Raw genomic sequence first — 19,354 nt, 5'->3', positions numbered from 1 at the left:
GTGCTTGGAGGGGCTAGCACACGAGTCTTCCGGGGCCGGACCGCCGCCTACATGCCGGCGGCCGTCCTTGCTCCGACGATGAGACTCGGGCGTGGGTTACGGCTGCGACAGCCACGGAGGGGAGGATGGCAGTCGCTGCCGTAGCCCTCGACCTCCTGGTGGTGGCCGTCGCCGTCGCCGCGTTGTGGTACGGCGGACTCCGGTTCGTCGACTCCGCGTCGACGCTGGCGCGACGGCTGGGCGTCTCGGACCTCGTGATCGGGCTGACCGTGGTCGGCTTCGGCACCTCGCTCCCGGAGTTCGCGGTGACCGTCGACGCCGCGGTGGTGGGCCGGGCCGACATCGCGGTCGCGAACGTCGTCGGCTCGAACCTCCTCAATCTCGGCCTCGTCCTCGGCGCGGTCGCGCTGTTCGGGTCGGTCGCGGCCTCCCGAACGCTGGTCCGCAGAGACGGGGGCGTCGTCGTCGCCAGCACCGTCCTCGGGGGGCTGGTCTGCTGGGACCTGACGGTCACCCGCCTCGAAGCTGGCGGCCTGTTCCTGGCCTTTCTGACCTACCTGCTCGTGGTGGTCGTTCGGGACAGCGGGGGCGAGGCGAAACGCGAGGCGGCCGGCGGGGCGATGCTCCGGACGGCGCTGACCGCGGTCGTTGGCCTCGCGCTGATCGTGGGGGGCGCGAACCTGCTGGTCGGCGCAGCAGCCGACCTCGCGCGGGTGGCCGGCCTCAGCGAGTGGGTGATCGGCGAGACCGTCGTCGCGTTCGGGACCTCCACGCCGGAGTTCGTCGCCTCGCTCGCGGCCGCCCGGCGGGGCCTCGGCGACGTGGCCGCGGGCAACCTCCTCGGAAGTAGCGTGTTCAACCTGCTGGGCGTGCTGGGGCTGGCAGGCCTCGTCGTCCCTCTCTCGGTCGCCCCGGCCGCGGCGACGAGTCTGGTCTGGTTGCTCGGACTCAGCGCACTGGCGGTCGTGTTGCTCGCGACCGGCGGCGGACTCTCGCGTGGCGAGGGTGTCCCGCTGGTCCTCGTGGCCGTCGCCAAGTGGGTCGTGGATCTCGTCTGAGGAGCGTGTGACTGTGGTGGGGAGCGCGTGTCGCGCCCGTCCGCCACGACACTGGAGCGGAGGGGGCAGGTAATGTGTCTTGTGGTGGTCGTTCGCCGCGCGTCAGACGGCCGTCCGTCGGTTTTCAGAACTCCGTCCCCTTCCGCGCCCCCTGGCCCGCCTCGATGGGGTGGCGCTCCTTCCCGACCTCGGTGACAAGGTCGGCGCGCTCTGTGACGTACTCGGGGCGGTCGTGGCCGCCCGTCAGGACGAGTTCCAGGTCGTCGGGTTTGTCCTCGATCAGCCCGATCACGTCCTCGGGGTCGATCAACCCCCTGTTGGCGGCGTACAGTACTTCGTCGAGAACGAGCATGTGGACGCCCGCCGTGGGGTCACCGTCGAGCGGGAGGGGGGCGTCGAGGTCGGCCTCGCCGGCACCCTCGATCAACTTCCGTGCTCGTCTGAGTGCCCCCTTCGCGCGGGCGTCGTGTTCGTCGTCGTCGCTGCCGTCCATGAATCCGTGCCAGCCGTAGTGGCCGGCGTTCTCGTAGGAGAGGCCGGGCATCGCGGCCATCGCGTTGTACTCGCCGCGCACGTCCTCCACAGTGCCAGTGCCGCCCTTCATGAACTGGAGGACGTGAACGCGGTAGCCGTGGCCGGCGGCACGGAAGGCCATCCCCAGCGCCGCAGTGGTTTTGCCCTTGCCGTCGCCCCACCAGACCTGGACGAGGCCGAACTCTTCGGGCGCGCTCGGCTCGATCTCGCGGGGACCGAGCGGGTCGTCTGTCGCATCCGTCGCGTCTGTCATACTCCGCTGTCGGGGCGCGAGGACCGTATCACTCCCGGTCCGTGGGCTCGACCACGGTCGCGCGCTCGGCGGTCCGGACGCCGTGGTCGGCGTCGGCCACGCTGTCGGGAACCTCGCGGTCGGCGTATCTGGAGTGGAGACTCGCCCGGACCGCCTCGCGGACGCAGGCCCGCGTCGCCGCCCCGACGGGCGTCCCACTGCCCGCAAAGTCGGCCGGTTCGCCGTCGGTGGTCGAGCCCACCACCACGGCGTCGGAGGTGGTGCCGGTAAAGCCGGTCACTGACTGGAGGGTCGCGGTCTTTGCCTCGACGGCGGTCGCGAGCAGGGTCGCCTGCGCGCCGCGGTCGAGGGCGCGGGTCGTCCCCACGAGCAGGTTGACCGTCCCGGTCTCGCGGTCGGCCGACGCAGCCCCGCCCTCCTCATCGCTCGCGTCCGAGTCCGGTTCCATCGGGAGTGCGGCCGGGTTCGAGAGTCCCGCCGTGGCGACGACGGTCACCGGATCCAGGCGGGCCGTGCGGGCGTGTTCGAGGGCGACACCGGTCAGCAGGGCTGGGCCTGCACGCTCGAAGCCCGCTCGCTCGCGGCGCTCGGCGATGTAGGTCTCGAGGTCGGTCCGGTCGAAACCCTCGGGGACGGAGACGTTGTAAGCGACCGGCCCAGTCCGGTAGCCGCCACCGGGTGCCGTGGCCAGCCAGCGGTCCGGGCCCGAGAACTGGAGGACGCCGTCGGCGACGGTGACCGTCATCTTTCTTCAAGCAGGAAACCCCGCCCTTTGGGGCAGGGAGGAATGCGACACTTGGCCGTCTGTCCACCTACTGCGTTTTGTCGGTATCGAGTGATTTCGCGCCCTCTAACATGAGACCTTTCCACGTGTAGCCCCGCTCGTCTTTGAGTTCGCACAGCCATTCGTACTGTTCGTCTTCCACCTCGAACCGTATCGATTTGCTCATACATCATTATCATATACGTGCAGTTTATGTGCTTTGTTGCGTAGGCCGTACTGTCGGATGACCGCCACCACCACGAAAACGCTCGAAGCCACGCTCGCGCCACCGACGGCGCACAAAGAGCGACGGCTTCAGCGTACCGTTGCGACATACCGCCGCGCCCTCACCGATGCGTTCGAGAGAGGTGCGGACACGCAGTCGGCGGTCAACGATGTCGTCACCGGCTACGACCTCGCGTCCTACGCCAAGGACGCACTCAAGAACTACGTCCCGCAACTCCGCGAGACGTACAATGCCGAGGAGTTGGACGACCACCACCCTGTTCGATTCACGAATCGGGGGTGGCGTCTCGACCACTCCGAAGACCGAACGCACGAGTTCTGCTGGCGCGTTCCGCAGGCCGGGAGAGCTAACGTCTTCTGGATTCCGATCCGTATCAATCCCACACAGCGGGAGTTGTGGGACGACCTGCTCGACGGCGACGTGACGGTCGGCGAGTTCCGACTGCAAGAACACCGAACGACGTGGGTGTTGCACGTCAGCGTCGAGTACGAGGTCGCGGACCCAGAGGAGCCGGACGACCCGACGCCAGTCGGATTCGACATCGGTGAATCCAAACTCCTGACGGGCTGTGCCCTGACGGACAACGATACTCCAACCCAGCCGTACATCTACGACGGCGGACGCGCCCGACACCTCCGCAAAGAGATGCATACCACGCTCAAGCGACTGCAAGAGCGTGACGCCGCCGAGTGGCGTGTTGACGAACGATTTGACTACTACCAGAACGCCCTCACGGACATCGTAGAGAAAGCGTCCCGGAAAGCCGTCAAGTACGCCCGGCAGTTCGAGAATCCCGTTATCGTTCTCGAAGACCTGTCGTACATCCGTGAACATCTCGACTACGGCGCGTGGATGAATCGCCGTCTCCACAACTGGGCGTTCGCCCGTCTCACTGGGCGCATCGAGGACAAGGCCCTCGAAGCGGGCATCCCGGTGCGGACGGTGAATCCGGCGTACACGAGTCAAACGTGCCACGCTTGCGGCCACCTCGGTTCTCGAAGTTCGCAGGCGGCGTTCCGATGCACGAACGAGGATTGTTGGGTGACGGAGTACCAAGCGGACATCAATGCGGCGGCCAACATCGCCGGCCGCCTCGACCCGTGGGGAGAGAGCCTGCCTTGGAAACCGGCAAGCGATGACTCGCCACGGGACGGGAGTGGCTGTGACACCACCTCGGGACACCGAGGGGCGAGTCGGGAACCCCGACAGACGACCCTCTCGGCGTACAGTTCCGAAACCTCCTCGCGTAGCGAGCCTTCCTTGTAGGAAGCCCCGCCGTTCACGGCGGGTGAGGATGTCACATGCCCAGCGCGGCGAGCAGGCGGTCGTTCTCGACAGGCATCCGGACGGCGACCCGGAAGTGCGAGTCCAGGCCGCGGAAGGTCCGGGCGTCCCGGATCGCGATGTCGTGTTCGCGGGCCTCGGCGATGGCCGCGTCGACGGCTTCGCTCGACCCGGCGTCACAGAGGAGGAACGGAGCGTCCGAATCGGACACGTCGAAGCGGTCGCCCAGTCGCGCGGCCATCCGGGGACGCTCGCGGGCGATACGCTGGCACGTCTCGGCGACGAACTCCGTCTGTCGCATGCAGTGAGCACCCACGGCGGCGGCGGGTTCGGACAGCGACCAGGTGAGCCGCGCGGCCGCGAGGCGTTCGCGGAGTTGCCCCGTCGCGACCGCGAACCCAGCGCGAAGGCCGGGCAGGCCGAACATCTTCGTGAGCGAGCGGGCGACGATCACGCCCTCCGCCCCGGCGAGCGACGGGTCGTCGGTGAAGTCGAGGAACGCCTCGTCGACGAGCAAGACGGTATCCGCCCGGCGACAGCGGTCTGCGTACTCGCGGAGCCGGGCAGGGTCGTAGGCCTCGCCCGTAGGATTGTTCGGGTTGCAGATCGCTACCATCGCGTGGTCGGCCGGGTCGGCGTCCAGCAGTTCGTCGTGGGGGACGAACTCGGGTTCGCCACCCTGGAGGCGGACCTCGCGGGCGTACTCGCTGAAACTCGGCACGGGCACGAGCACCGACTCGCCGGAGTGGACGACCGTACCCATAGCGAGCCGGATGGCCGCGAGGCCGCCGGCGGTCGGGACGACGGACTCGGGGTCACAGCCGACGTACTCGCCGGCTGGCACGCGGAACGACGAGTAGTCGTCGGCGGGGTACTCGCGCGCGGTCGGGAGCGCGGTCTCGTAGATCCGCGGGACGGCCTCTGGGTACCGGGGGTTGGTGTTGGCGCTGAAATCGAGCACCTGTCGGTCGTCGGCACTGCCGTGTGGCACTCGCGCGTCGTCGGCGACCGGGTCGTCGTCGTCGGACCCGCCCGAGAGCAGGGAGTCTACCGCGTCGGGATCCATCGCCAGTATCCAGTGTCCCCGGTCGAAATATACTTTTCATTCTTTCGGCTGGGCGAGCCGTGCAGCCAACCACCCCGCCACGGCCCCGTCGCCGGGCCGGTTGACGTTGACCGCCAGCCGCGCCGCCGACGTGACCCAGACCGTCCCGTCGTCGCCGCCCACGACGTTCAGCCCCGTCGGCGCGAGTTCCTGACCCTGCTCCTCGAAGGTCGTGTCGGCGCTCACCCCCAGCCGTCGTTTCAGATCGGCAGGGACCGCGACGGTCAGTGAGTCGGCCGGGGCATCTCGATAGGCCGCGCAGGCCTCGTCGACGAGCGCGGGCAAGAGCAAGGGCAGGTCGGCCACGCAGGTCACCGCCGGGCGCGAAAGCGTCGCGAGTGCCGCGTCCAGATCCGCGACGTAACCCTCGCCGGGCGTCTCGACGACGTCGGCACCACGCTCGCGGAGGTGGGCCGCCGTCTGGGGCGTGTGTGGCGACACCGCGGCCACGACCGAGTCGATCTCGCTTCCGGCCAGTGCGTCGTGAACACGGTCGACCATCGGTCGGCCGGCGATCCCGTAGAGCGGCTTCTCGACCGGTGCATCCAGCCGGGTCCCCTGCCCACCACACATCAGGAGAGCGTCCACGCGATCACCCCCGCGTGGAGCGCGACGACGCGGGCGAGTTCGTTCGCGGCCCCGAACACGTCGCCGTTGACGCCGCCGAGCCGCGCGTCGGCCCAGCGCCAGCAGACGAGCGTCGTGAGGACGCCCGCGCCCAGCGCGACGGCCGCGGCCGGCGACGGTACAGACAGGACGGCGGCGGGCAGGGCCAGCAGGATCGGGAGCAGGAGGTCCCGACGGCTGGAGACGCGGGTCAGCTGTGCGCCGAGGCCGTCGGCCGTCGCGGTCCCGAGACCCGCGAGCAGGGCCATCCCGAGTTTCGCGCTCACCTCCGCGGCGACGACGACGGCGAGCGCCGCGAGCGGTGGGAGACCTGCGAGCGCGGCCCCGGCGGCGACCAGCGCCGCCACGAGGAGTGCGAGTGCGAGCGTCCCGCCGACGCCGACCGCGCTGTCTTTCAGGACGCGCCGGCGGGCCGCGACGGGGTCCTCGCCGCCGTGGACGACCGCCGCGTCCCCAACGTCCGCGACGCCGTCGGCGTGGTTGATCCCCGTGAGCGCGACCAGTCCGAGCGGAAAGAGGACGGCCGCGGTCGCGACCGGGAACGGGAGGAAGACGGGGACGGCGGCGAGCGCACCGACGAGGTAGCCGACCGGGACGAAGGCCGCGGGCGTCCGCCGGAACGCGTCCCAGGCCCGCCGGTCGGTTCCCACCGGGAACTGCGTGAGAAAGCCCAGCGACCCACGGGCGGCGGCGGCGAGCCGAGCGGGGAGCGAGCCGGACGGGTCGGCCGACTCGGCGGTCGCTGCTGTTCCCGCCGACGGGTCGTCGTGTGACGAGTCCGACGCGGTGCCGTCGGCCCTGTCCTCACGCGTCACACTGTCGTCGGACACGTCAGCGCACCTCCGGGAGGACGACGAGCGCGGCCGTGAGCGCGTACGCGAGGCCGCCCGCGACGGCGACGGTTCGGACGGCCGCCCGGGCGTCCGCGACCGTGGGCAGGTGTGCGTCCGCGTTGAGGACGTACACGTCCGGTTTTTCGAGCCGCACGTCGAGGCTCGCCGCGAGCGTTCCCATCGGCCACCCCGAGTTCGGCGAGGGGACCGACCCGACCCAGCGCGACACGCGGCGGGTGGCGGTCGGTGCGCCCGCCGCGACCGCGAGCAACAGCGCGCTCGCGCGGGCGGGTATCCACATCACCGCGTCGTCGAGCCGCGCCGGCCCCCAGCCGACGGGTTTCGAGCGATACCCCAGCATCGAGTCCATCGTGTTGACCGCCTTCACCCAGGCGGCCGCCGCCGCACCGACCGCCGGCGAGAGCTGTGCGCCGACGGCGAACGCGAGAAGCGGCGCGACCAACCCGTCGGCGAGGTTCTCGGCGGCGCTCTCGACGGCCGCACTTCGGACCTGCCCGGCCGGCAGCGCCGACGCGTCCCGACCCGCGAGCGCGCGCAGTCGCTCGCGGGCGGCCCCGAGATCACGCTCGGTCGTCTCGGTCACGTCCCGGACCGCGGACAGCAACCGGCGGAGACTCGTCGTGACGAACAGCACCAGTCCCGCCACCGTCGCGCCCGCGAGCGGGGCGAGCGCCGTCGCGGCCACGACGATGGTCCAGACGACCACCGCCGCGATCAGCGGGAGTCCCAGCGCACCGACGAGGCCGGCCAGCTGCGGCACGGGCCAGTCCCGGTCCAGCCACCCGACTGCGCGGCCGAACCAGGCGACCGGGTGCAGCGTGGTCGGCGGTTCGCCGACCGCGACGTCGAGGGCGAGCGCCAGCCCCACGGCACCGGCGCTCAGCACGGTTCTGTCACCTCCGTCAGTCCCACGCGCGACCCTCCATGTACGACGGGAACTCGGCGAGGGACACGTCCTCCAGGAGGACGTGATTCGGTCCCGTCGTGTCGGACGCGTCAGTCGTCGACTCACGGTCCACGACGCGGCCGTCCGTCCGCCGGTCGTCGCCGACGTGACAGAGGTCCGCGAGGGGCACGTCGAGCGCCGTCGCGACCGCCGTGAAGGCCCGGCGGTCGGGCTTGCGCCAGCCACAGCTGATGCTCGTGACCGTGGCGTCCAGCAGGTCGCGGTCGACGGCCGAGCGCGTGAGGACGCGCGAGACCAGATTGGGCACGCTGCAGTTCGAGAGGACGCCGACCGGACCGTTGGCCGCGGCCGCGCGGACGGCCTCGACCGCCCCGTCACGGGTCTCGACGTCGGGGTCGAACGCCGCGACGACGGCGCGTCTGATTGCCGTCCCGGGGGCGTCGACGCCACGGCTGGCGAGGGCGGCGCTGACGTGGGCCGGCAGTGGTACCGTCGCGCCGTCGGGCGCGTCGATGTGGCGCTCCCGATAGGCGCTCGCCCAGTCGTCGGGGACGGCGACGTCCCTGTCGGACAGTGCCGCCGCGACCGCGGTCGCCGGGTCAGAGGACCGGTCGACGTCGACTAGCGTCCCGAAGAGATCGAACGAAACTGCCACGCGAGAATTCACCCGCGGCACTCACAAAAACGGCGCGGTCATCAGACGGCTACCCGCAAACACGTGACGACCGACCGGCGAGTACGCCGCCCAGAAACCTCTCGGATTCGGTATCTGTAGCGGGGATCTGTATCCGCCGGGATACGGCCGCCGTCCGTCGGTTGAACGGTCGGGTACATTCAATAGTGCCAGGTCCTTCATCCCGTGATATGACTGAGGCCCGAGGTCGGTATTTCCCCACCCCCCACACGACAGTGCGGTCTCGTACACACCCCGTGCGGGACGCGAGGTGATCCGGATGGGTACGCTACTGCGGTTGAAGGAGTACCTGTCCCGCGAACAGTCGGACGGCTCCCAGTACGAGTGTCTCACCTGTCACGCGACGTTCGAGCGACAACCGCAGGTCTGCCCGGACTGTGGCGGCTACGACATCCGGTCGACGGAGTGGCTCGACAGCGGCGGGCGTCCACCGGAGAAACGAGCGTAGGTCAGACCTGTTCCCGGAGTTCTATCTCGCCGTCGCTGTGGACGACGACGAGCAGTCCCTCGTAGTTGAACGATAGCGAGCCGTGAACACCGGACTTCTCCGTGGTCGGGCCGAAGACGTGATCGAGCGCGTCCGGGTCGACGTACTCGTCGAGCGGATCGAGCGTCGTCGGTTCGGCGTCTCTGACCGCGCCGACGGCTTCGAGGACGCGGATGCTCGGGTTCTGCGTCGACGGGTCGTAGGAGGTCCGGTACGTTCCGGTCTCCGCATCGTACGCGACCTCCCTGTCGTCAGGGGGTGTCATAGCGGATCTGGTTGGTTCTGCGGCGCCACGCGACGACAGAATCCTCTCGTTCCGTGGTTGTCCGTCGTACTATTTAACATGTCGCTCTTGGGTCAGACGCCGGCACCGCCCGACGGGACGGATGGCGAAAATTGCAACTCGGAGAAGAGTTATCATGTCAGAAGAACTGCAGTGAAAACAAGGATGGGAACTGAGGATACGGGTGGGTCACGCCCCAGTTCGATGCGGCACAGGCGAATCCTGGACGTTGCGCGGCAGAATCCCGACGCGTCGGTCGACGACCTCGCGTCGATGGTCCCGAGCGCGACGCCGGATCTGGTCGAGCACGTCTTCGAGGAACACGGCGATCCCGCCGCCGAGGAGGAATCGCCGGACGCGTCGACCCCTCCGGCAGCCGACAGCAGTGAGGGTGGTGACGCCGCAGACGGCGGACCGACCGACGCGGCCGGCGACGGAACGGCCGAGACAGTCGACGCTGGGGCCGCCGATTCGGAGTCAGATTGCTACCCCGAACCGGGTGCTCTCTCCGAGAAACAACGTGACGTCCTGGCGATCGTCGCAGCCGAGCCGACGGCGACACAGCAGGAGATCGGCGAGCGTGTGGGCGTGTCGCGCGCGACCGTGAACAAGCGCGTGAACGGGATCGAGGGCTTCGAGTGGAGCGAACGGGAGTCGTTCGTCGACGCCGTCTTCGACGAACCGCCGGCCCCTGGCGTCACGACGGACGGTGGCTCCACGGCCGAGCCCCCCTCGACGGATACTGATGAGGCGGCACCGACGGGGGTGGACGGCGACGACCCGAGGTCCGCGACAGCCGAAGTCGGGACCGCCCTCGCCGACCTCGAAGGACGGGTCGCGGCCCTCGAAGCGGCCCGTGACGGCGGGAGCGAGGGATCGGCGTTCGACGACCCCGACCTCGTCCACAAGGTCGTTCACGCCTGTATGGACGCCGAGACGATTTCGGAAGCCGAGGAACTCCGGATCCTGCGAGCGCTTCTGGAGTGAGTGCAACGCCGCCGTCCCGGGCGGAAACCAGGGGAACGTACCGTCGTGAGTGGCTCGAAGAGGTATCGGATCGCCCGCCGACTCTACTCCACGACGATTCCGCCTTTCATCCCGAGCGAGAGGTGGGGGGTGCAGTGATACAGCGCGCTCCCCTGCTGGTCCATCGTCGTCGTGAACTTGACGCCCGACCCGTCTTTCAGGCCACCGGAGTCGAACGTGTAGTCGGACGCCCCGAGTTGGTCGGTGGGGTGTGCGGCCACGTCGTGGGGGTTCCCGAGCCCCGTCCAGGACCACTCGACGACCGTCCCCGTCGAGACGACCACCGCCGGCGGCCCGTACGCGAAGTTCCCTTCGTTTCCGTCGGCACCAACCGAGATCGTCACCGTGTCCCGGTCGGTCCAGTCGAGTAATTCGCCGTGGTAGTTCGTCGCCGGACCGCCGACGTCGGACGTCGACAGCCACTCGTCGATCGTCGGGTACTCGCTGCCCGGAACGGTCGGAACGTCGCTGCCGGCGGCACTTCCACTGCTGGCGCTACACCCTGCAGTTCCGGCGACCACGCCGGCACCGACGGCCCGAAGCAGCCAACGGCGTGTGGTCTCGTCCATGTCCGTTCCACCGATCCGGGGTCGTAAGTATGTCCGAGCGGGCTCCCGATATCTGAGAACGGGACGTTCGACCCCCAGAGCAGACGGGAGCGTGACGGACCAGTCGCTGGGAGATCTCGTCGACAGCCGCGAGAAGCAGTCCGCCCTCCCCGATTTGAACGGGGGGCAAGTCGATCTACAGTCGACTGCTCTACCAGTCTGAGCTAAGGGCGGTCGCATCACAACGTAGGACCACTGTCGGACTTAACCGTTATCATTCGGGAATCGCCCGCGGGCCCAGAGTTCGTCGTCGCGGCGACTGACGACCGTCAGACAGTCGGGAAGATTGAAATAGTTTGCCTGACTTGGTGTATGACAGGTCGAATGAGTAAGATAACGTTCCGCGCGGACGACGAACTCATCGAGCAACTCGAGGAGTTCGACGCGTCGAAAAGCGAGGTCATGCGGGATGCCCTCCGGACGTATCTCGACGGGGAGACCGACGGCACCCCGGAGCGTTCGGCGTCGAGCGCCTCGGCGACGTCCACCGAGGATAGCCTCGACGACCTCGTCGCGGAACGTGTGGACGCGATGATCGCCGACCGGCTGGAGACGGCGTTTACGCCACGCCAGCCACAGGATATCAACGTAAACATCGATCTCGACGGCGGTTCCGCCGAGTCCGACGACGTGAGCGTCGACGAGCGTAAGACGCCCGTTGACGAGAACGAGGACGTGTCAGACGCGGCGGCGGACGAGCGTAACACGTGCCAGCAGTGCGGCGAAGACCTGGGCGCTAACCACGTTTACTGCCCGAATTGCGGCGAGAAGGCTGCCCGCCGCGTGTTCTGTGAGTGCGGCGACGAACTGCGTTCGGACTGGGCGTTCTGCCCCGGCTGTGGCCGCCGGACCCCGGCAGCGGACGTGTTAGACCAACCATAATCCGCCGTAAACGGCGTTAGGATGGCGTTTACTCCGTTAAGACGCACTTGTCTTACGGTAGGGGAAACCTTTATAACCCAACAGTCTGATGTAAACTCTGCGTAAGACGGTGCGTCTTACACACCGGGCGCGACGCACAACAATCGGCTGCCGTGGTGCGGTTTCCGGTGTGTAAAACACTGGGGCGCGGTGACATACCCCCACCGTCTTACCCTAACAGGGGAACCAAAAATGGAGCGTGTGACACTACGGATTCCGAAACAGCAGATCGAAGAGGTCGAACGAATGGTCGATTCCGGGGAGTACCCGAATCGGAGCGAGGCAATTCGCTCGGCCGTCCGCGACATGCTAAACGAACAGGAGGACACCCGGGACTCCTCTGACAAACGCAAGCGGTCCTGGGCCAAGGTGTAGACGATGCAGGACCTCGTAAAGTCGGCACTCGAAAACGACGAGAAAGAGAAGAAACAGCAGGACAACGCTGGCGCGGAAGGCTTCGGTGACCCGCGGATCGTCATCGTCGGCGCCGGCGGTGCCGGGAACAACACCGTCAACCGGCTGTACAACATCGGTGTCGACGGTGCCGAAACCGTCGCGATCAACACCGACCGCCAGCACCTCGAGATGATCGAGGCCGACACGAAGATCCTGGTCGGCAAGAGTCTCACCAACGGGCTCGGCGCGGGTGGCGACCCCAGCATGGGCGAGCGCGCGACCGAGATGGCACAGGGCACGATCAAGGAAGTCCTCGGCGAGGCGGACCTCGTGTTCGTCACCGCCGGCATGGGTGGCGGTACCGGGACCGGTGCGGCCCCCGTGGTCTCGAAGATCGCCAAAGAGCAGGGCGCGATCGTCGTCGGGATGGTCTCGACGCCGTTCAACGTCGAGCGTGCCCGCACTGTGAAGGCCGAGGAAGGCCTCGAGAAACTGCGTAACGAGGCCGACTCGATCATCGTGCTGGACAACAACCGCCTGCTCGACTACGTCCCGAACCTGCCCATCGGCAAGGCGTTCTCGGTGATGGACCAGATCATCGCCGAGACCGTCAAGGGCATCTCCGAGACGATCACTCAGCCGTCGCTGATCAACCTCGACTACGCCGACATGTCCGCCATCATGAACAAGGGTGGCGTGGCAGTCATGCTCGTCGGCGAGACCCAGGACAAGAACAAGACCGAGGAGGTCGTCAAGGACGCGATGAACCACCCGCTGCTGGACGTGGACTACCGCGGTGCCTCGGGTGGCCTGGTCCACATCACCGGCGGTCCCGACCTCACGCTGAAGGAGGCCGAGGGCATCGCCCAGAACATCACAGACCGCCTGGAAGCCGACGCCAACGTCATCTGGGGCGCGCGCATCCAGGAGGAGTACAAGGGCAAGGTCCGGGTCATGGCCATCATGACCGGCGTCCAGAGCGCCCAGATCCTCGGTCCGACGGCCCAGAAGCAGGCCAACAAGTCCAAGCAGGCGATGGACGCCGACGAGGCCGAGTTCGAGGGCACGTTCGACGCGAGCGATCACGTCGAGAACGGCATGGGCAACGCCTCCGGTACGCAGAGTGACGGCTGGGCCGACGGCGGCCAGGACGAGACCAGCGAGACGAAAAACGGTCTCGACGTCATCCGGACGAACTGAGCCACCGGCCCACCCGCGAAGCGTCCCACTAACTTTCCGCTTTTCTCACGAAAACGTACGTTTACGTCCGGGTAGCCGCCGGTTTCCCGTGTGACGAGCGTCTGACGCACGGCGGACTAGTCGGCGTCCGTGCGAACGGAGTGAGCGCGGGTTCGATTGACGGACTCCGTCCGTCAATCGGCAGTCTGCACGGCTTCGACCAGCGAACACTTCCGACAGACTGCGCGTGTCGTCGTCGCGCCACAGCGCTCGCACTCGCCGTACTCGGGGCCGCCGCCGTCCCGGTAGGCGCGGGCGGCCATCGCGGCCAGGTCCTCGTAGCCGGCCATGATCGAGTGTCGGACCCCGGGGTGGCGCTCCTCCATATCGAACAGGAGCTGTTGGATCTCGCCGCGGTAGGCCTCGCTCGCGTGGGGACACTCGGTGATGTGGGCGGGGAGATCTTTCAGCTGGGCGTAGAGGGCGACCTCCTTCTCGGGCACGTCCCGGAGTGGTTTCGCTCGCGGGACGAACGGGCCGTCGGTGCTGACGCGGGTGGGGGTGCCGTCGCGGTCGCCGTCCCCGTCGGCCGCACCCGGGAACGCCCCCAGACTCGCGTCGAAGTGTTTGGCCATCTGTTCCACGTCGCCCTCGAAGAAGTTCATCAGGGCGGTCTGGGCCTCGTCGTCGAGGTTGTGCCCGGTCAGGAGTTTATCGGCATCGTACTCCGCCGCGTACTTCGAGAGCAGATCGCGGCGGAAGACCCCACAGTAGGCACAGGGGGCCATGTCCATGGGGTCCTCGACGGCCACGTCGTCCATCCGGAGGTCGAACTCCTCCTCGTAGGTGACGAGTTCGTGGCGCAGATCGAGGTCGTCGGTGAGGTCGAGACAGGCGGAAAGCGACTCGTCGCGGTAGCCCTCGATCCCCTCGTGGATGGTCAGCGCGACCAGTTCGACCCGCGGGTCCTCGGCGAAGGTGTCGTGGAGAATCTGCGTGAGGACCACGCTGTCCTTGCCGCCGGAGAGTCCGATCAGCCAGGTCTCGGGGTCGTCGGGGCTGGCGTCGTCGGGGAGCAGGTTGTCCTCGCGGACACGCCGACGGGTCCGGCTCTCGACGGACCGACAGAAGTGATCGGCGCACATGTGCAGGCCGGAGTAGGCGGCGTGCATCACCGCCTCGTCGCCGCACTTGTCACAGTCCATTGCCGAACCCTTGCTGATCGGCGGGGTTGACCGTTTCGGAAACGCAATTGCCGGCGGGGACCGGTTCGGAAACGTACTTCAGGGTGTGGCCGGTCGGACGGATATGTTCGACCGACTGCGGGTACGGCTCTGGAAGCTGGCGTTTCGACTGTTCCCCGCGTATCGCGGGACTGGCGGACGGGTCACACACATCGAACCGGACTGGTCGGAAGTCGAGGTGAAGGTGCCCCGCAACCTGCGGACACGCAACTACGTCGGCACCATCTTCGGCGGGTCGATGTACGGCGCAGTCGATCCCATCTATATGCTGATGCTCATCAATCGCCTCGGCGACGACTACGTGGTCTGGGACAAGGCCGCCGAGATTCAGTTCGAGAAGCCGGGCGAGTCGGACCTCTACGCCACGTTCGAGATCACCGACGCGGAGGTCGCGGCGATCCGGCAGGCACTCCAAGAGCAAGAGTCCATCGACCGCGAGTACACGGTCGATCTCGTCGACGAAGGCGGCGTGGTCCACGCGACGGTCGAGAAGACGCTCCGCGTCAGCACCAACGACGACAAGCGAGCCTGACTACTCGAGCGCGTCGACGCCAGTGTCGAGCGCCGCGAGGACGGTGTCGATGTGGTCCTCGCGGCTGGCCGAGCCGAACAGTTCGTGGCCGCCCTCGTAGCTGATCCGGTTGCGCTCTGGGGTCCGGGCCTCGATAGCGTCGGCGCCGACGACGGGGTCCTCGGGGGTGTAGAAGACGACGGTGTCGTCGTCGAACGGCGGGAGTCGGTCCTGCCCCCAGCGGGCTTCCCGGAGGAAGGTCGGGGCCGCCTTGTCGGGTGTGGCCTCGATCTGGTGGTCCGTGGTGTGGGTACCCAGCGATGCCTTGTCGATACCGGTCGGGAGGATCGGCGTGGCGAGCGGGAGTTTCATCGCCAGGTTCACGAGAGGGTTGTCGAGGTCGTCGTGGAACCCCCACCACGGGCTCAGGTGGACCTCGTGGACGGGCGCGGGATCGTCGAGGAACTCGCCGATGAGGCCACCCGTCGAGTGGGTGAGCAAACGATACTCGTCGAAATCGGCGACGTACTCGGCGACGGGGTCCAGCCACTCGTCCTCGAAGTCGGTGACGACCGTCGGGATCTGGAACCCGTGGACGCGATAGCCCGCGTCGGTCAGCCGGTCGAGTAACCACTGGACGGTCTCGAACTCGAACTCGTTGCCCCAGCCGAGGACGACCACGAGGTCGCGCCCGTCCTCGGGGCCGAACAGTTCGCGGCGCATACCCCTGCGTGGGCGGCCTGTGCTAAGTATCCCCGTCCCGACACGGCCGTCGAGCCACGGAACCGTTTTGCCCGTCGCGTCGGTAGTGGGACCGATGACCGACTTCGAGCGCCGGGCGGCCGTCGACCGCGTGGCCGACCTCGTCGAGACCGTCGCCACCGAGCCGATGCCCGTGCCCGTCCGCGAGGTGTGGGTCTACGGCGACGTGGCGCTCGGCCTCGACCCCGTCGAGCGACTGGACGTCTACGTCACCAAGGACATGCTCTTCGGGCGTGACTCCGACCGGGCCGAGGAGTTCCGCGAGTCCCACGGGATCGAGGGCGTCGGCGAGACCGTCGACGCCGACTGGGCCGAGGAACACCCGGAGTACCTGCGCGCCAACGCCAACGGCCACGCCGCGCCCGAGCAGTGCCTGGCCGCCCACCTGATCGACGACGACGAACCGATCCACCTCGAAGTCTGTAACGCCTCCTTCGAGGACAACGTCAGACAGCGACTGGAGGGCGCGATGGCCCACGAGGACTACGCGCAGATCCTCGATCCGCGGGGGGTCTGTCTGTGGGCCGAGGGTCAGCGGAGCGACGAAGCCTTCCGGAAGCTCCGGGAGAGCGAGTTCGCCTTCCCGCCGCTGTCGGGCGCGCTGGAGATGCTGGGGCTCGAGGCCGGCGAGGCCGAAACGGCCGCCGACGCAGTGAAACAGTACCGCGCCGAGGCGGAGGGGGCGACCGTCCGGGGCGACGTGGTGTGAACGAAACGGACATGTCGCTCCCTGCATCAGTGGGGGTATGACCGACCGCGGCGTCCTCGTCTACGGGAGCCTCCTCCACGAACCGACGCTCGCCGCGACGCTCTCCGAGGGCACGGTGGCCGACGCCATCCCGGTGGAAGTCCACGGCTACCGGCGGCGGTTCGACAAGGCTTCGGCCCACCGCGAGGGCGAGGGCGGTGAGACGGCGATCCTGAACGTCGCACCCGAACCGGGGGCGTGGCTCAACGCCGTCCTCGTTCCGGACGTGCCCGACGCGGAGTTCACCGAGTACCGGAAGCGCGAGTACCGCTACGACCTGGTCGACGTGCCACCGAGCGACGTACTTCCCTACGACGCGGCGGACGCGACGACCGTCGAGCGCCTCGACGAGCGCCTGATCGCGACCAGCGAGGGCGGCCTGGACGACCCGGAACCGATCCCCTACTACGCGGCCAAGTGCGTCGAGGGTGCGCGGGGCTGGGGCGAGGACTTCCTGTCGGATTTTCTGGTGACGACCGACCGAGTGTGACGACACGGACCCGCACCTCTCGGCAGGTGAACTAAGTACGTCCTCGTGGACCGCCCAGTCGTATGCGACTGTCCAGGCGGCGGTTCGCCCGGTTCGGTGCGCTCGGCCTGTTCGGACTGGCGGGGTGTGCCGGCCCCGAAGGCGAGGGTGACGGTGACGACGAGGACGGCGAGGGAGCGGAAGACGGGATGGGTGACGAGGAGGGCGGTGAGAACGATGGCGAAGAGGGCGAAGAAGACGAGTGAGCGCACGGACCGACTGTGCGAACGGCGAGTGAGACAGATCCCGGCCACAGGGAGCGTCGAGAGCCGCGGGACCACACGCCTGCCGGGGCCGTATTACGCCCGCAGAAACATACGGAATCTGGTATAATAAATACCAGAGTTCTTATCTAAAAGCATCAGCCAGCCGGCAGACAAGTATACGATTTCTGGTAGTTACTCGGAGACGTGACCGGCGGTGACGAAGAAGGGGACGACCTCGCGGCGGTGGTACTCGTCGGCCTGCATCTGGACGACGACGTCCCGGCCCATCGCGCGCCAGGCCTCCCGGAGGTCGTCGACCGCCTCGGGCGTGGCGTCGCCGGCGAGCATCGTCTCGCGGTCGACCGCCAGCCCCTCACCGCTGGCCTTCCGGCGGGCCGCTTCGACGGCGTGCTCGGAGTAGGGTGGCTCGATCCGTCGTTCGTGGTCGTACCGCGTCGTGGTCATGTCGGTCAGGCCGGTTTCCTCGAAGACGCCGGCCGCGTCCGCGCCGAGCGTGGCGTCGGTCGACACTCCCTGCAGGTAGAGTTCACGCGCCCGCCGTGCGAGTTGTGCCTCCGGGTCGGCCGAGGAGGTCACCGACACCGCGGCGTTGTTCGGTTCGATGGCCGCGACTAACTCCGAGGACACACGAGCGAACTCCGCGACCGCCGCGGCCGGGTCCGGCAGGTTCACGAGCAGCGCCTGACAGACCACCAGGTCGAAACTGTCGTCGGCCACCGGCAAGGAGAGCGCGTCGGCCTGCAGTCGAGGCGGATCGACGCTCGCGAGCAGTCCCCGGTCGGCGTCGAGGCCGACCACTTCGGCGGGGCTCTCCTCGCGGAGGACGCGCGTCAACTCGCCCGTCCCACAGCCCACGTCCAGGACTCGGTCACGGGCCGGAAGGTCGAGGTCGGCGAGTGCCTCCCGGGAGTCGGCCCACATCCCCGCCCGCGTCGTCTCCAGATACTCGGCACTGAACTCGCGCACAGGCGGGCTACGCCCGACCCCGTCAAAAACCGACTGGTTCGACCGAAAACGGACGTAGGAACAAAATACCTTCGTGTGGATTTACTCGCTGTCCCGCAGTTCGTTGACGCGGTCGATGTTCCACTCGAAGCTCCGGCCGTCTTCGGTCGGCGTCTCGAGCACCAGTGGCACGTCCCGGATGGCCTCGTGGTTGACGAACGCGCGCATGCCGTCGTCGCCGATCAGGCCTTCGCCCACGTGGGCGTGTTCGTCCTTGTTCGTACCACACTCGTGTTTGGAGTCGTTGAGGTGGACACAGGACAGATCGGAGAGGCCGACCACGTCGTCGAACTCGGTGAGCGTGTCGTCGACCCCCTCGGGCGTCGAGAGGTCGTAGCCCGCCGCGAAGGCGTGGGCGGTGTCCAGACAGAACTCGATGTCCCGTTCGGTGCGTTCCCGGACGGTCGCCAAGTGTTCGAACTGCCCGCCGAGTTTCGTCCCGCTGCCCGCGTCGCTCTCGATCAGGATCGTCACGTCGTCGGGCACGTCGAGTTCGTCCAGCGCACTCGCGGCGTTGGAGAGCCCCTGGTCGACACCGGCTCCAGTGTGGGCTCCCAGGTGGACGTTGACGTAGTCGACGTCGAGTTCGGCGGCGGCGTCGACCTCCTGTTGCATGGAATCGATGGACTTCGCCCGGAGGTCGTCTTTGGGGGTACAGAGGTTGACCAGGTACGAGGAGTGGATCACCCACGGGCCAACGTCTCGCTCCGCGGAACGCTCGCGGAACTGCGTTGCGTTGTCGGCGTCGATATTCGGGTCCTGCCAGACCTGCGGCGAGTGCGAGAAGATCTGCCCGCAGTTCCCGCCGTAGTCCAGTTGCTCCTCGACGGCGTTGTCGACGCCGCCCGCGATAGAGGTGTGTGCACCGACTCTAAGCATATCGACACTGGGTGTCTCGGTCCCAAAGCGGCTTCGATGCGCGACGGGACCGTGACTTCGAAACGGTCGGTGAAAATAACAGTCTCGATCACGGAGTACGACAGGGATGCACGGAACGGTGACGAGTCCCTCCCGGCGTCAGTACCTGACCGCCGTCGCTGCGGGAGGGCTGTCACCGTCACTCGGCTCGACGTCGAGACGGTCGCCGAATAGCAAGGCATCC

At 67.8% G+C, this 19,354-nt stretch carries 26 protein-coding genes and 1 tRNA gene; 12 read left to right on the top strand and 15 right to left on the bottom strand.

What is annotated here, in order from left to right; all coding sequences use genetic code 11:
• Positions 1–125: 125 nt before the first annotated feature.
• Positions 126–1,058, top strand: coding sequence for a sodium:calcium antiporter (locus tag EAF64_RS17770; RefSeq protein ID WP_129070322.1), 933 nt, complete (start codon positions 126–128; stop codon positions 1,056–1,058).
• A 124-nt stretch (positions 1,059–1,182) separates the two neighbouring features.
• On the opposite strand, the gene EAF64_RS17765 is transcribed toward EAF64_RS17770, so the two are convergent.
• The 3 genes from EAF64_RS17765 to EAF64_RS21170 all read right to left on the bottom strand — a co-directional run bounded on the left by EAF64_RS17765 (position 1,183) and on the right by EAF64_RS21170 (position 2,795).
• Positions 1,183–1,845 (bottom strand): cob(I)yrinic acid a,c-diamide adenosyltransferase, encoded by a 663-nt coding sequence (locus EAF64_RS17765; RefSeq protein ID WP_129070321.1) that lies wholly within the window; start codon positions 1,843–1,845, stop codon positions 1,183–1,185.
• A 28-nt stretch (positions 1,846–1,873) separates the two neighbouring features.
• Positions 1,874–2,590 carry an adenosylcobinamide amidohydrolase gene (locus EAF64_RS17760; protein ID WP_129070320.1) on the bottom strand — a complete coding sequence of 239 codons (717 nt, stop codon included), beginning with the start codon at positions 2,588–2,590 and terminating at the stop codon, positions 1,874–1,876.
• Positions 2,591–2,657: 67 nt separating this feature from the next.
• Positions 2,658–2,795 carry a hypothetical protein gene (locus EAF64_RS21170; protein ID WP_193767752.1) on the bottom strand — a complete coding sequence of 46 codons (138 nt, stop codon included), beginning with the start codon at positions 2,793–2,795 and terminating at the stop codon, positions 2,658–2,660.
• 57 nt (positions 2,796–2,852) lie between these two features.
• Between EAF64_RS21170 and EAF64_RS17755 the strand changes: the two genes are divergently transcribed.
• Entirely contained in the window at positions 2,853–4,121 is a 1,269-nt protein-coding gene (locus tag EAF64_RS17755; RefSeq protein ID WP_129070319.1) for an RNA-guided endonuclease TnpB family protein, read from the top strand.
• Positions 4,122–4,152: 31 nt separating this feature from the next.
• On the opposite strand, the gene EAF64_RS17750 is transcribed toward EAF64_RS17755, so the two are convergent.
• The 5 genes from EAF64_RS17750 to EAF64_RS17730 are packed head-to-tail and all read right to left on the bottom strand — an operon-like array spanning position 4,153 to position 8,287.
• Positions 4,153–5,205: a threonine-phosphate decarboxylase gene (locus EAF64_RS17750; protein WP_129070318.1), complete on the bottom strand. Its 1,053-nt coding sequence runs from the start codon at positions 5,203–5,205 to the stop codon at positions 4,153–4,155.
• Positions 5,206–5,241: 36 nt separating this feature from the next.
• Positions 5,242–5,832: an NTP transferase domain-containing protein gene (locus EAF64_RS17745; RefSeq protein ID WP_129070317.1), complete on the bottom strand. Its 591-nt coding sequence runs from the start codon at positions 5,830–5,832 to the stop codon at positions 5,242–5,244.
• Positions 5,817–6,701 carry an adenosylcobinamide-GDP ribazoletransferase gene (gene cobS / locus EAF64_RS17740; RefSeq protein WP_227739043.1) on the bottom strand — a complete coding sequence of 295 codons (885 nt, stop codon included), beginning with the start codon at positions 6,699–6,701 and terminating at the stop codon, positions 5,817–5,819. The genes EAF64_RS17745 and cobS overlap by 16 nt, the downstream gene beginning before the upstream one ends.
• Position 6,702: 1 nt before the next feature.
• Positions 6,703–7,611 carry an adenosylcobinamide-phosphate synthase CbiB gene (gene cbiB / locus EAF64_RS17735; RefSeq protein ID WP_227739042.1) on the bottom strand — a complete coding sequence of 303 codons (909 nt, stop codon included), beginning with the start codon at positions 7,609–7,611 and terminating at the stop codon, positions 6,703–6,705.
• 16 nt (positions 7,612–7,627) lie between these two features.
• Positions 7,628–8,287 carry an HAD family hydrolase gene (locus tag EAF64_RS17730; protein WP_129070316.1) on the bottom strand — a complete coding sequence of 220 codons (660 nt, stop codon included), beginning with the start codon at positions 8,285–8,287 and terminating at the stop codon, positions 7,628–7,630.
• A gap of 298 nt (positions 8,288–8,585) precedes the next feature.
• On the opposite strand from EAF64_RS17730, the gene EAF64_RS17725 reads away from it, so the two are divergent.
• The gene (locus tag EAF64_RS17725) at positions 8,586–8,774 is read left to right on the top strand and encodes a hypothetical protein (RefSeq protein WP_129070315.1); all 189 of its coding nucleotides are present in this window, start codon (positions 8,586–8,588) and stop codon (positions 8,772–8,774) included.
• Between the two features lies 1 nt (position 8,775).
• Here EAF64_RS17725 and EAF64_RS17720 read toward each other — a convergent pair whose 3' ends face one another.
• Positions 8,776–9,078, bottom strand: a complete 303-nt coding sequence (locus EAF64_RS17720; protein WP_129070314.1) for a HalOD1 output domain-containing protein — start codon at positions 9,076–9,078, stop codon at positions 8,776–8,778.
• A 183-nt stretch (positions 9,079–9,261) separates the two neighbouring features.
• Between EAF64_RS17720 and EAF64_RS17715 the strand changes: the two genes are divergently transcribed.
• Positions 9,262–10,083 (top strand): winged helix-turn-helix domain-containing protein, encoded by an 822-nt coding sequence (locus tag EAF64_RS17715; RefSeq protein ID WP_227739041.1) that lies wholly within the window; start codon positions 9,262–9,264, stop codon positions 10,081–10,083.
• 83 nt (positions 10,084–10,166) lie between these two features.
• Here the strand turns inward: EAF64_RS17715 and EAF64_RS17710 are convergent, their stop codons facing one another.
• Positions 10,167–10,691, bottom strand: a complete 525-nt coding sequence (locus EAF64_RS17710; protein ID WP_129070313.1) for a halocyanin domain-containing protein — start codon at positions 10,689–10,691, stop codon at positions 10,167–10,169.
• Between the two features lie 139 nt (positions 10,692–10,830).
• Positions 10,831–10,904 (bottom strand) — tRNA-Tyr (locus EAF64_RS17705).
• Positions 10,905–11,054: 150 nt separating this feature from the next.
• Here EAF64_RS17705 and EAF64_RS17700 point away from each other — a divergent pair.
• The 3 genes from EAF64_RS17700 (at position 11,055) to ftsZ (ending at position 13,247) form a co-directional block, all read left to right on the top strand.
• Positions 11,055–11,612, top strand: a complete 558-nt coding sequence (locus EAF64_RS17700; protein ID WP_129070312.1) for a double zinc ribbon domain-containing protein — start codon at positions 11,055–11,057, stop codon at positions 11,610–11,612.
• Positions 11,613–11,843: 231 nt separating this feature from the next.
• A complete protein-coding gene (locus tag EAF64_RS17695; RefSeq protein WP_129070311.1) occupies positions 11,844–12,026 on the top strand; it encodes a ribbon-helix-helix domain-containing protein in 183 nt (60 codons plus the stop codon).
• A 3-nt stretch (positions 12,027–12,029) separates the two neighbouring features.
• Positions 12,030–13,247, top strand: a complete 1,218-nt coding sequence (gene ftsZ, locus EAF64_RS17690; protein WP_129070310.1) for a cell division protein FtsZ — start codon at positions 12,030–12,032, stop codon at positions 13,245–13,247.
• A 173-nt stretch (positions 13,248–13,420) separates the two neighbouring features.
• Here the strand turns inward: ftsZ and ncsA are convergent, their stop codons facing one another.
• Positions 13,421–14,431, bottom strand: coding sequence for a tRNA 2-thiolation protein NcsA (gene ncsA, locus EAF64_RS17685; RefSeq protein WP_129070309.1), 1,011 nt, complete (start codon positions 14,429–14,431; stop codon positions 13,421–13,423).
• Between the two features lie 103 nt (positions 14,432–14,534).
• Here ncsA and EAF64_RS17680 point away from each other — a divergent pair, with 103 nt between their 5' ends.
• Positions 14,535–15,002, top strand: coding sequence for a DUF4442 domain-containing protein (locus EAF64_RS17680; protein ID WP_129070308.1), 468 nt, complete (start codon positions 14,535–14,537; stop codon positions 15,000–15,002).
• Here EAF64_RS17680 and EAF64_RS17675 read toward each other — a convergent pair whose 3' ends face one another.
• Positions 15,003–15,704, bottom strand: a complete 702-nt coding sequence (locus EAF64_RS17675) for an alpha/beta hydrolase (protein WP_129070307.1) — start codon at positions 15,702–15,704, stop codon at positions 15,003–15,005. It abuts the gene before it with no gap.
• Positions 15,705–15,798: 94 nt separating this feature from the next.
• On the opposite strand from EAF64_RS17675, the gene EAF64_RS17670 reads away from it, so the two are divergent.
• The 3 genes from EAF64_RS17670 (at position 15,799) to EAF64_RS21165 (ending at position 17,226) form a co-directional block, all read left to right on the top strand.
• Entirely contained in the window at positions 15,799–16,452 is a 654-nt protein-coding gene (locus tag EAF64_RS17670) for a DUF7095 family protein (protein WP_129070306.1), read from the top strand.
• Between the two features lie 37 nt (positions 16,453–16,489).
• A complete protein-coding gene (locus EAF64_RS17665; protein WP_129070305.1) occupies positions 16,490–16,981 on the top strand; it encodes a hypothetical protein in 492 nt (163 codons plus the stop codon).
• A 62-nt stretch (positions 16,982–17,043) separates the two neighbouring features.
• A complete protein-coding gene (locus tag EAF64_RS21165) occupies positions 17,044–17,226 on the top strand; it encodes a hypothetical protein (protein WP_193767751.1) in 183 nt (60 codons plus the stop codon).
• 192 nt (positions 17,227–17,418) lie between these two features.
• Here EAF64_RS21165 and EAF64_RS17655 read toward each other — a convergent pair whose 3' ends face one another.
• Together EAF64_RS17655 and EAF64_RS17650 are read right to left on the bottom strand one after the other, a co-directional pair.
• A complete protein-coding gene (locus EAF64_RS17655; protein WP_129070303.1) occupies positions 17,419–18,213 on the bottom strand; it encodes a class I SAM-dependent methyltransferase in 795 nt (264 codons plus the stop codon).
• Positions 18,214–18,294: 81 nt separating this feature from the next.
• On the bottom strand, positions 18,295–19,131 hold the full coding sequence (locus EAF64_RS17650; RefSeq protein WP_129070302.1) for a deoxyribonuclease IV: 837 nt from the start codon (positions 19,129–19,131) through the stop codon (positions 18,295–18,297).
• Between the two features lie 36 nt (positions 19,132–19,167).
• Here EAF64_RS17650 and EAF64_RS21160 point away from each other — a divergent pair, with 36 nt between their 5' ends.
• Complete coding sequence (locus EAF64_RS21160; RefSeq protein ID WP_193767750.1) at positions 19,168–19,344, top strand: hypothetical protein; 177 nt, start codon at positions 19,168–19,170, stop codon at positions 19,342–19,344.
• The last annotated feature ends 10 nt before the right edge of the window (positions 19,345–19,354 follow it).

It is taken from the genome of Halorientalis pallida (assembly GCF_004118325.1).
Taxonomy (GTDB): domain Archaea; phylum Halobacteriota; class Halobacteria; order Halobacteriales; family Haloarculaceae; genus Halorientalis; species Halorientalis pallida.
This window is presented reverse-complemented; position numbering and strand designations above follow the sequence as displayed.

Bases quoted from the DNA above. Each gene is read 5' to 3' on its own strand.
- EAF64_RS17770 (WP_129070322.1), top strand. From the start codon at position 126: ATGGCAGTCGCTGCCGTAGCCCTCGACCTCCTGGTGGTGGCCGTCGCC.
- EAF64_RS17765 (WP_129070321.1), bottom strand. From the start codon at position 1,845: ATGACAGACGCGACGGATGCGACAGACGACCCGCTCGGTCCCCGCGAG.
- EAF64_RS17760 (WP_129070320.1), bottom strand. From the start codon at position 2,590: ATGACGGTCACCGTCGCCGACGGCGTCCTCCAGTTCTCGGGCCCGGAC.
- EAF64_RS21170 (WP_193767752.1), bottom strand. From the start codon at position 2,795: ATGAGCAAATCGATACGGTTCGAGGTGGAAGACGAACAGTACGAATGG.
- EAF64_RS17755 (WP_129070319.1), top strand. From the start codon at position 2,853: ATGACCGCCACCACCACGAAAACGCTCGAAGCCACGCTCGCGCCACCG.
- EAF64_RS17750 (WP_129070318.1), bottom strand. From the start codon at position 5,205: ATGGATCCCGACGCGGTAGACTCCCTGCTCTCGGGCGGGTCCGACGAC.
- EAF64_RS17725 (WP_129070315.1), top strand. From the start codon at position 8,586: ATGGGTACGCTACTGCGGTTGAAGGAGTACCTGTCCCGCGAACAGTCG.
- EAF64_RS17720 (WP_129070314.1), bottom strand. From the start codon at position 9,078: ATGACACCCCCTGACGACAGGGAGGTCGCGTACGATGCGGAGACCGGA.
- EAF64_RS17715 (WP_227739041.1), top strand. From the start codon at position 9,262: ATGGGAACTGAGGATACGGGTGGGTCACGCCCCAGTTCGATGCGGCAC.
- EAF64_RS17710 (WP_129070313.1), bottom strand. From the start codon at position 10,691: ATGGACGAGACCACACGCCGTTGGCTGCTTCGGGCCGTCGGTGCCGGC.
- EAF64_RS17700 (WP_129070312.1), top strand. From the start codon at position 11,055: ATGAGTAAGATAACGTTCCGCGCGGACGACGAACTCATCGAGCAACTC.
- EAF64_RS17695 (WP_129070311.1), top strand. From the start codon at position 11,844: ATGGAGCGTGTGACACTACGGATTCCGAAACAGCAGATCGAAGAGGTC.
- ftsZ (WP_129070310.1), top strand. From the start codon at position 12,030: ATGCAGGACCTCGTAAAGTCGGCACTCGAAAACGACGAGAAAGAGAAG.
- ncsA (WP_129070309.1), bottom strand. From the start codon at position 14,431: ATGGACTGTGACAAGTGCGGCGACGAGGCGGTGATGCACGCCGCCTAC.
- EAF64_RS17680 (WP_129070308.1), top strand. From the start codon at position 14,535: ATGTTCGACCGACTGCGGGTACGGCTCTGGAAGCTGGCGTTTCGACTG.
- EAF64_RS17675 (WP_129070307.1), bottom strand. From the start codon at position 15,704: ATGCGCCGCGAACTGTTCGGCCCCGAGGACGGGCGCGACCTCGTGGTC.
- EAF64_RS17670 (WP_129070306.1), top strand. From the start codon at position 15,799: ATGACCGACTTCGAGCGCCGGGCGGCCGTCGACCGCGTGGCCGACCTC.
- EAF64_RS17665 (WP_129070305.1), top strand. From the start codon at position 16,490: ATGACCGACCGCGGCGTCCTCGTCTACGGGAGCCTCCTCCACGAACCG.
- EAF64_RS21165 (WP_193767751.1), top strand. From the start codon at position 17,044: ATGCGACTGTCCAGGCGGCGGTTCGCCCGGTTCGGTGCGCTCGGCCTG.
- EAF64_RS17650 (WP_129070302.1), bottom strand. From the start codon at position 19,131: ATGCTTAGAGTCGGTGCACACACCTCTATCGCGGGCGGCGTCGACAAC.
- EAF64_RS21160 (WP_193767750.1), top strand. From the start codon at position 19,168: ATGCGCGACGGGACCGTGACTTCGAAACGGTCGGTGAAAATAACAGTC.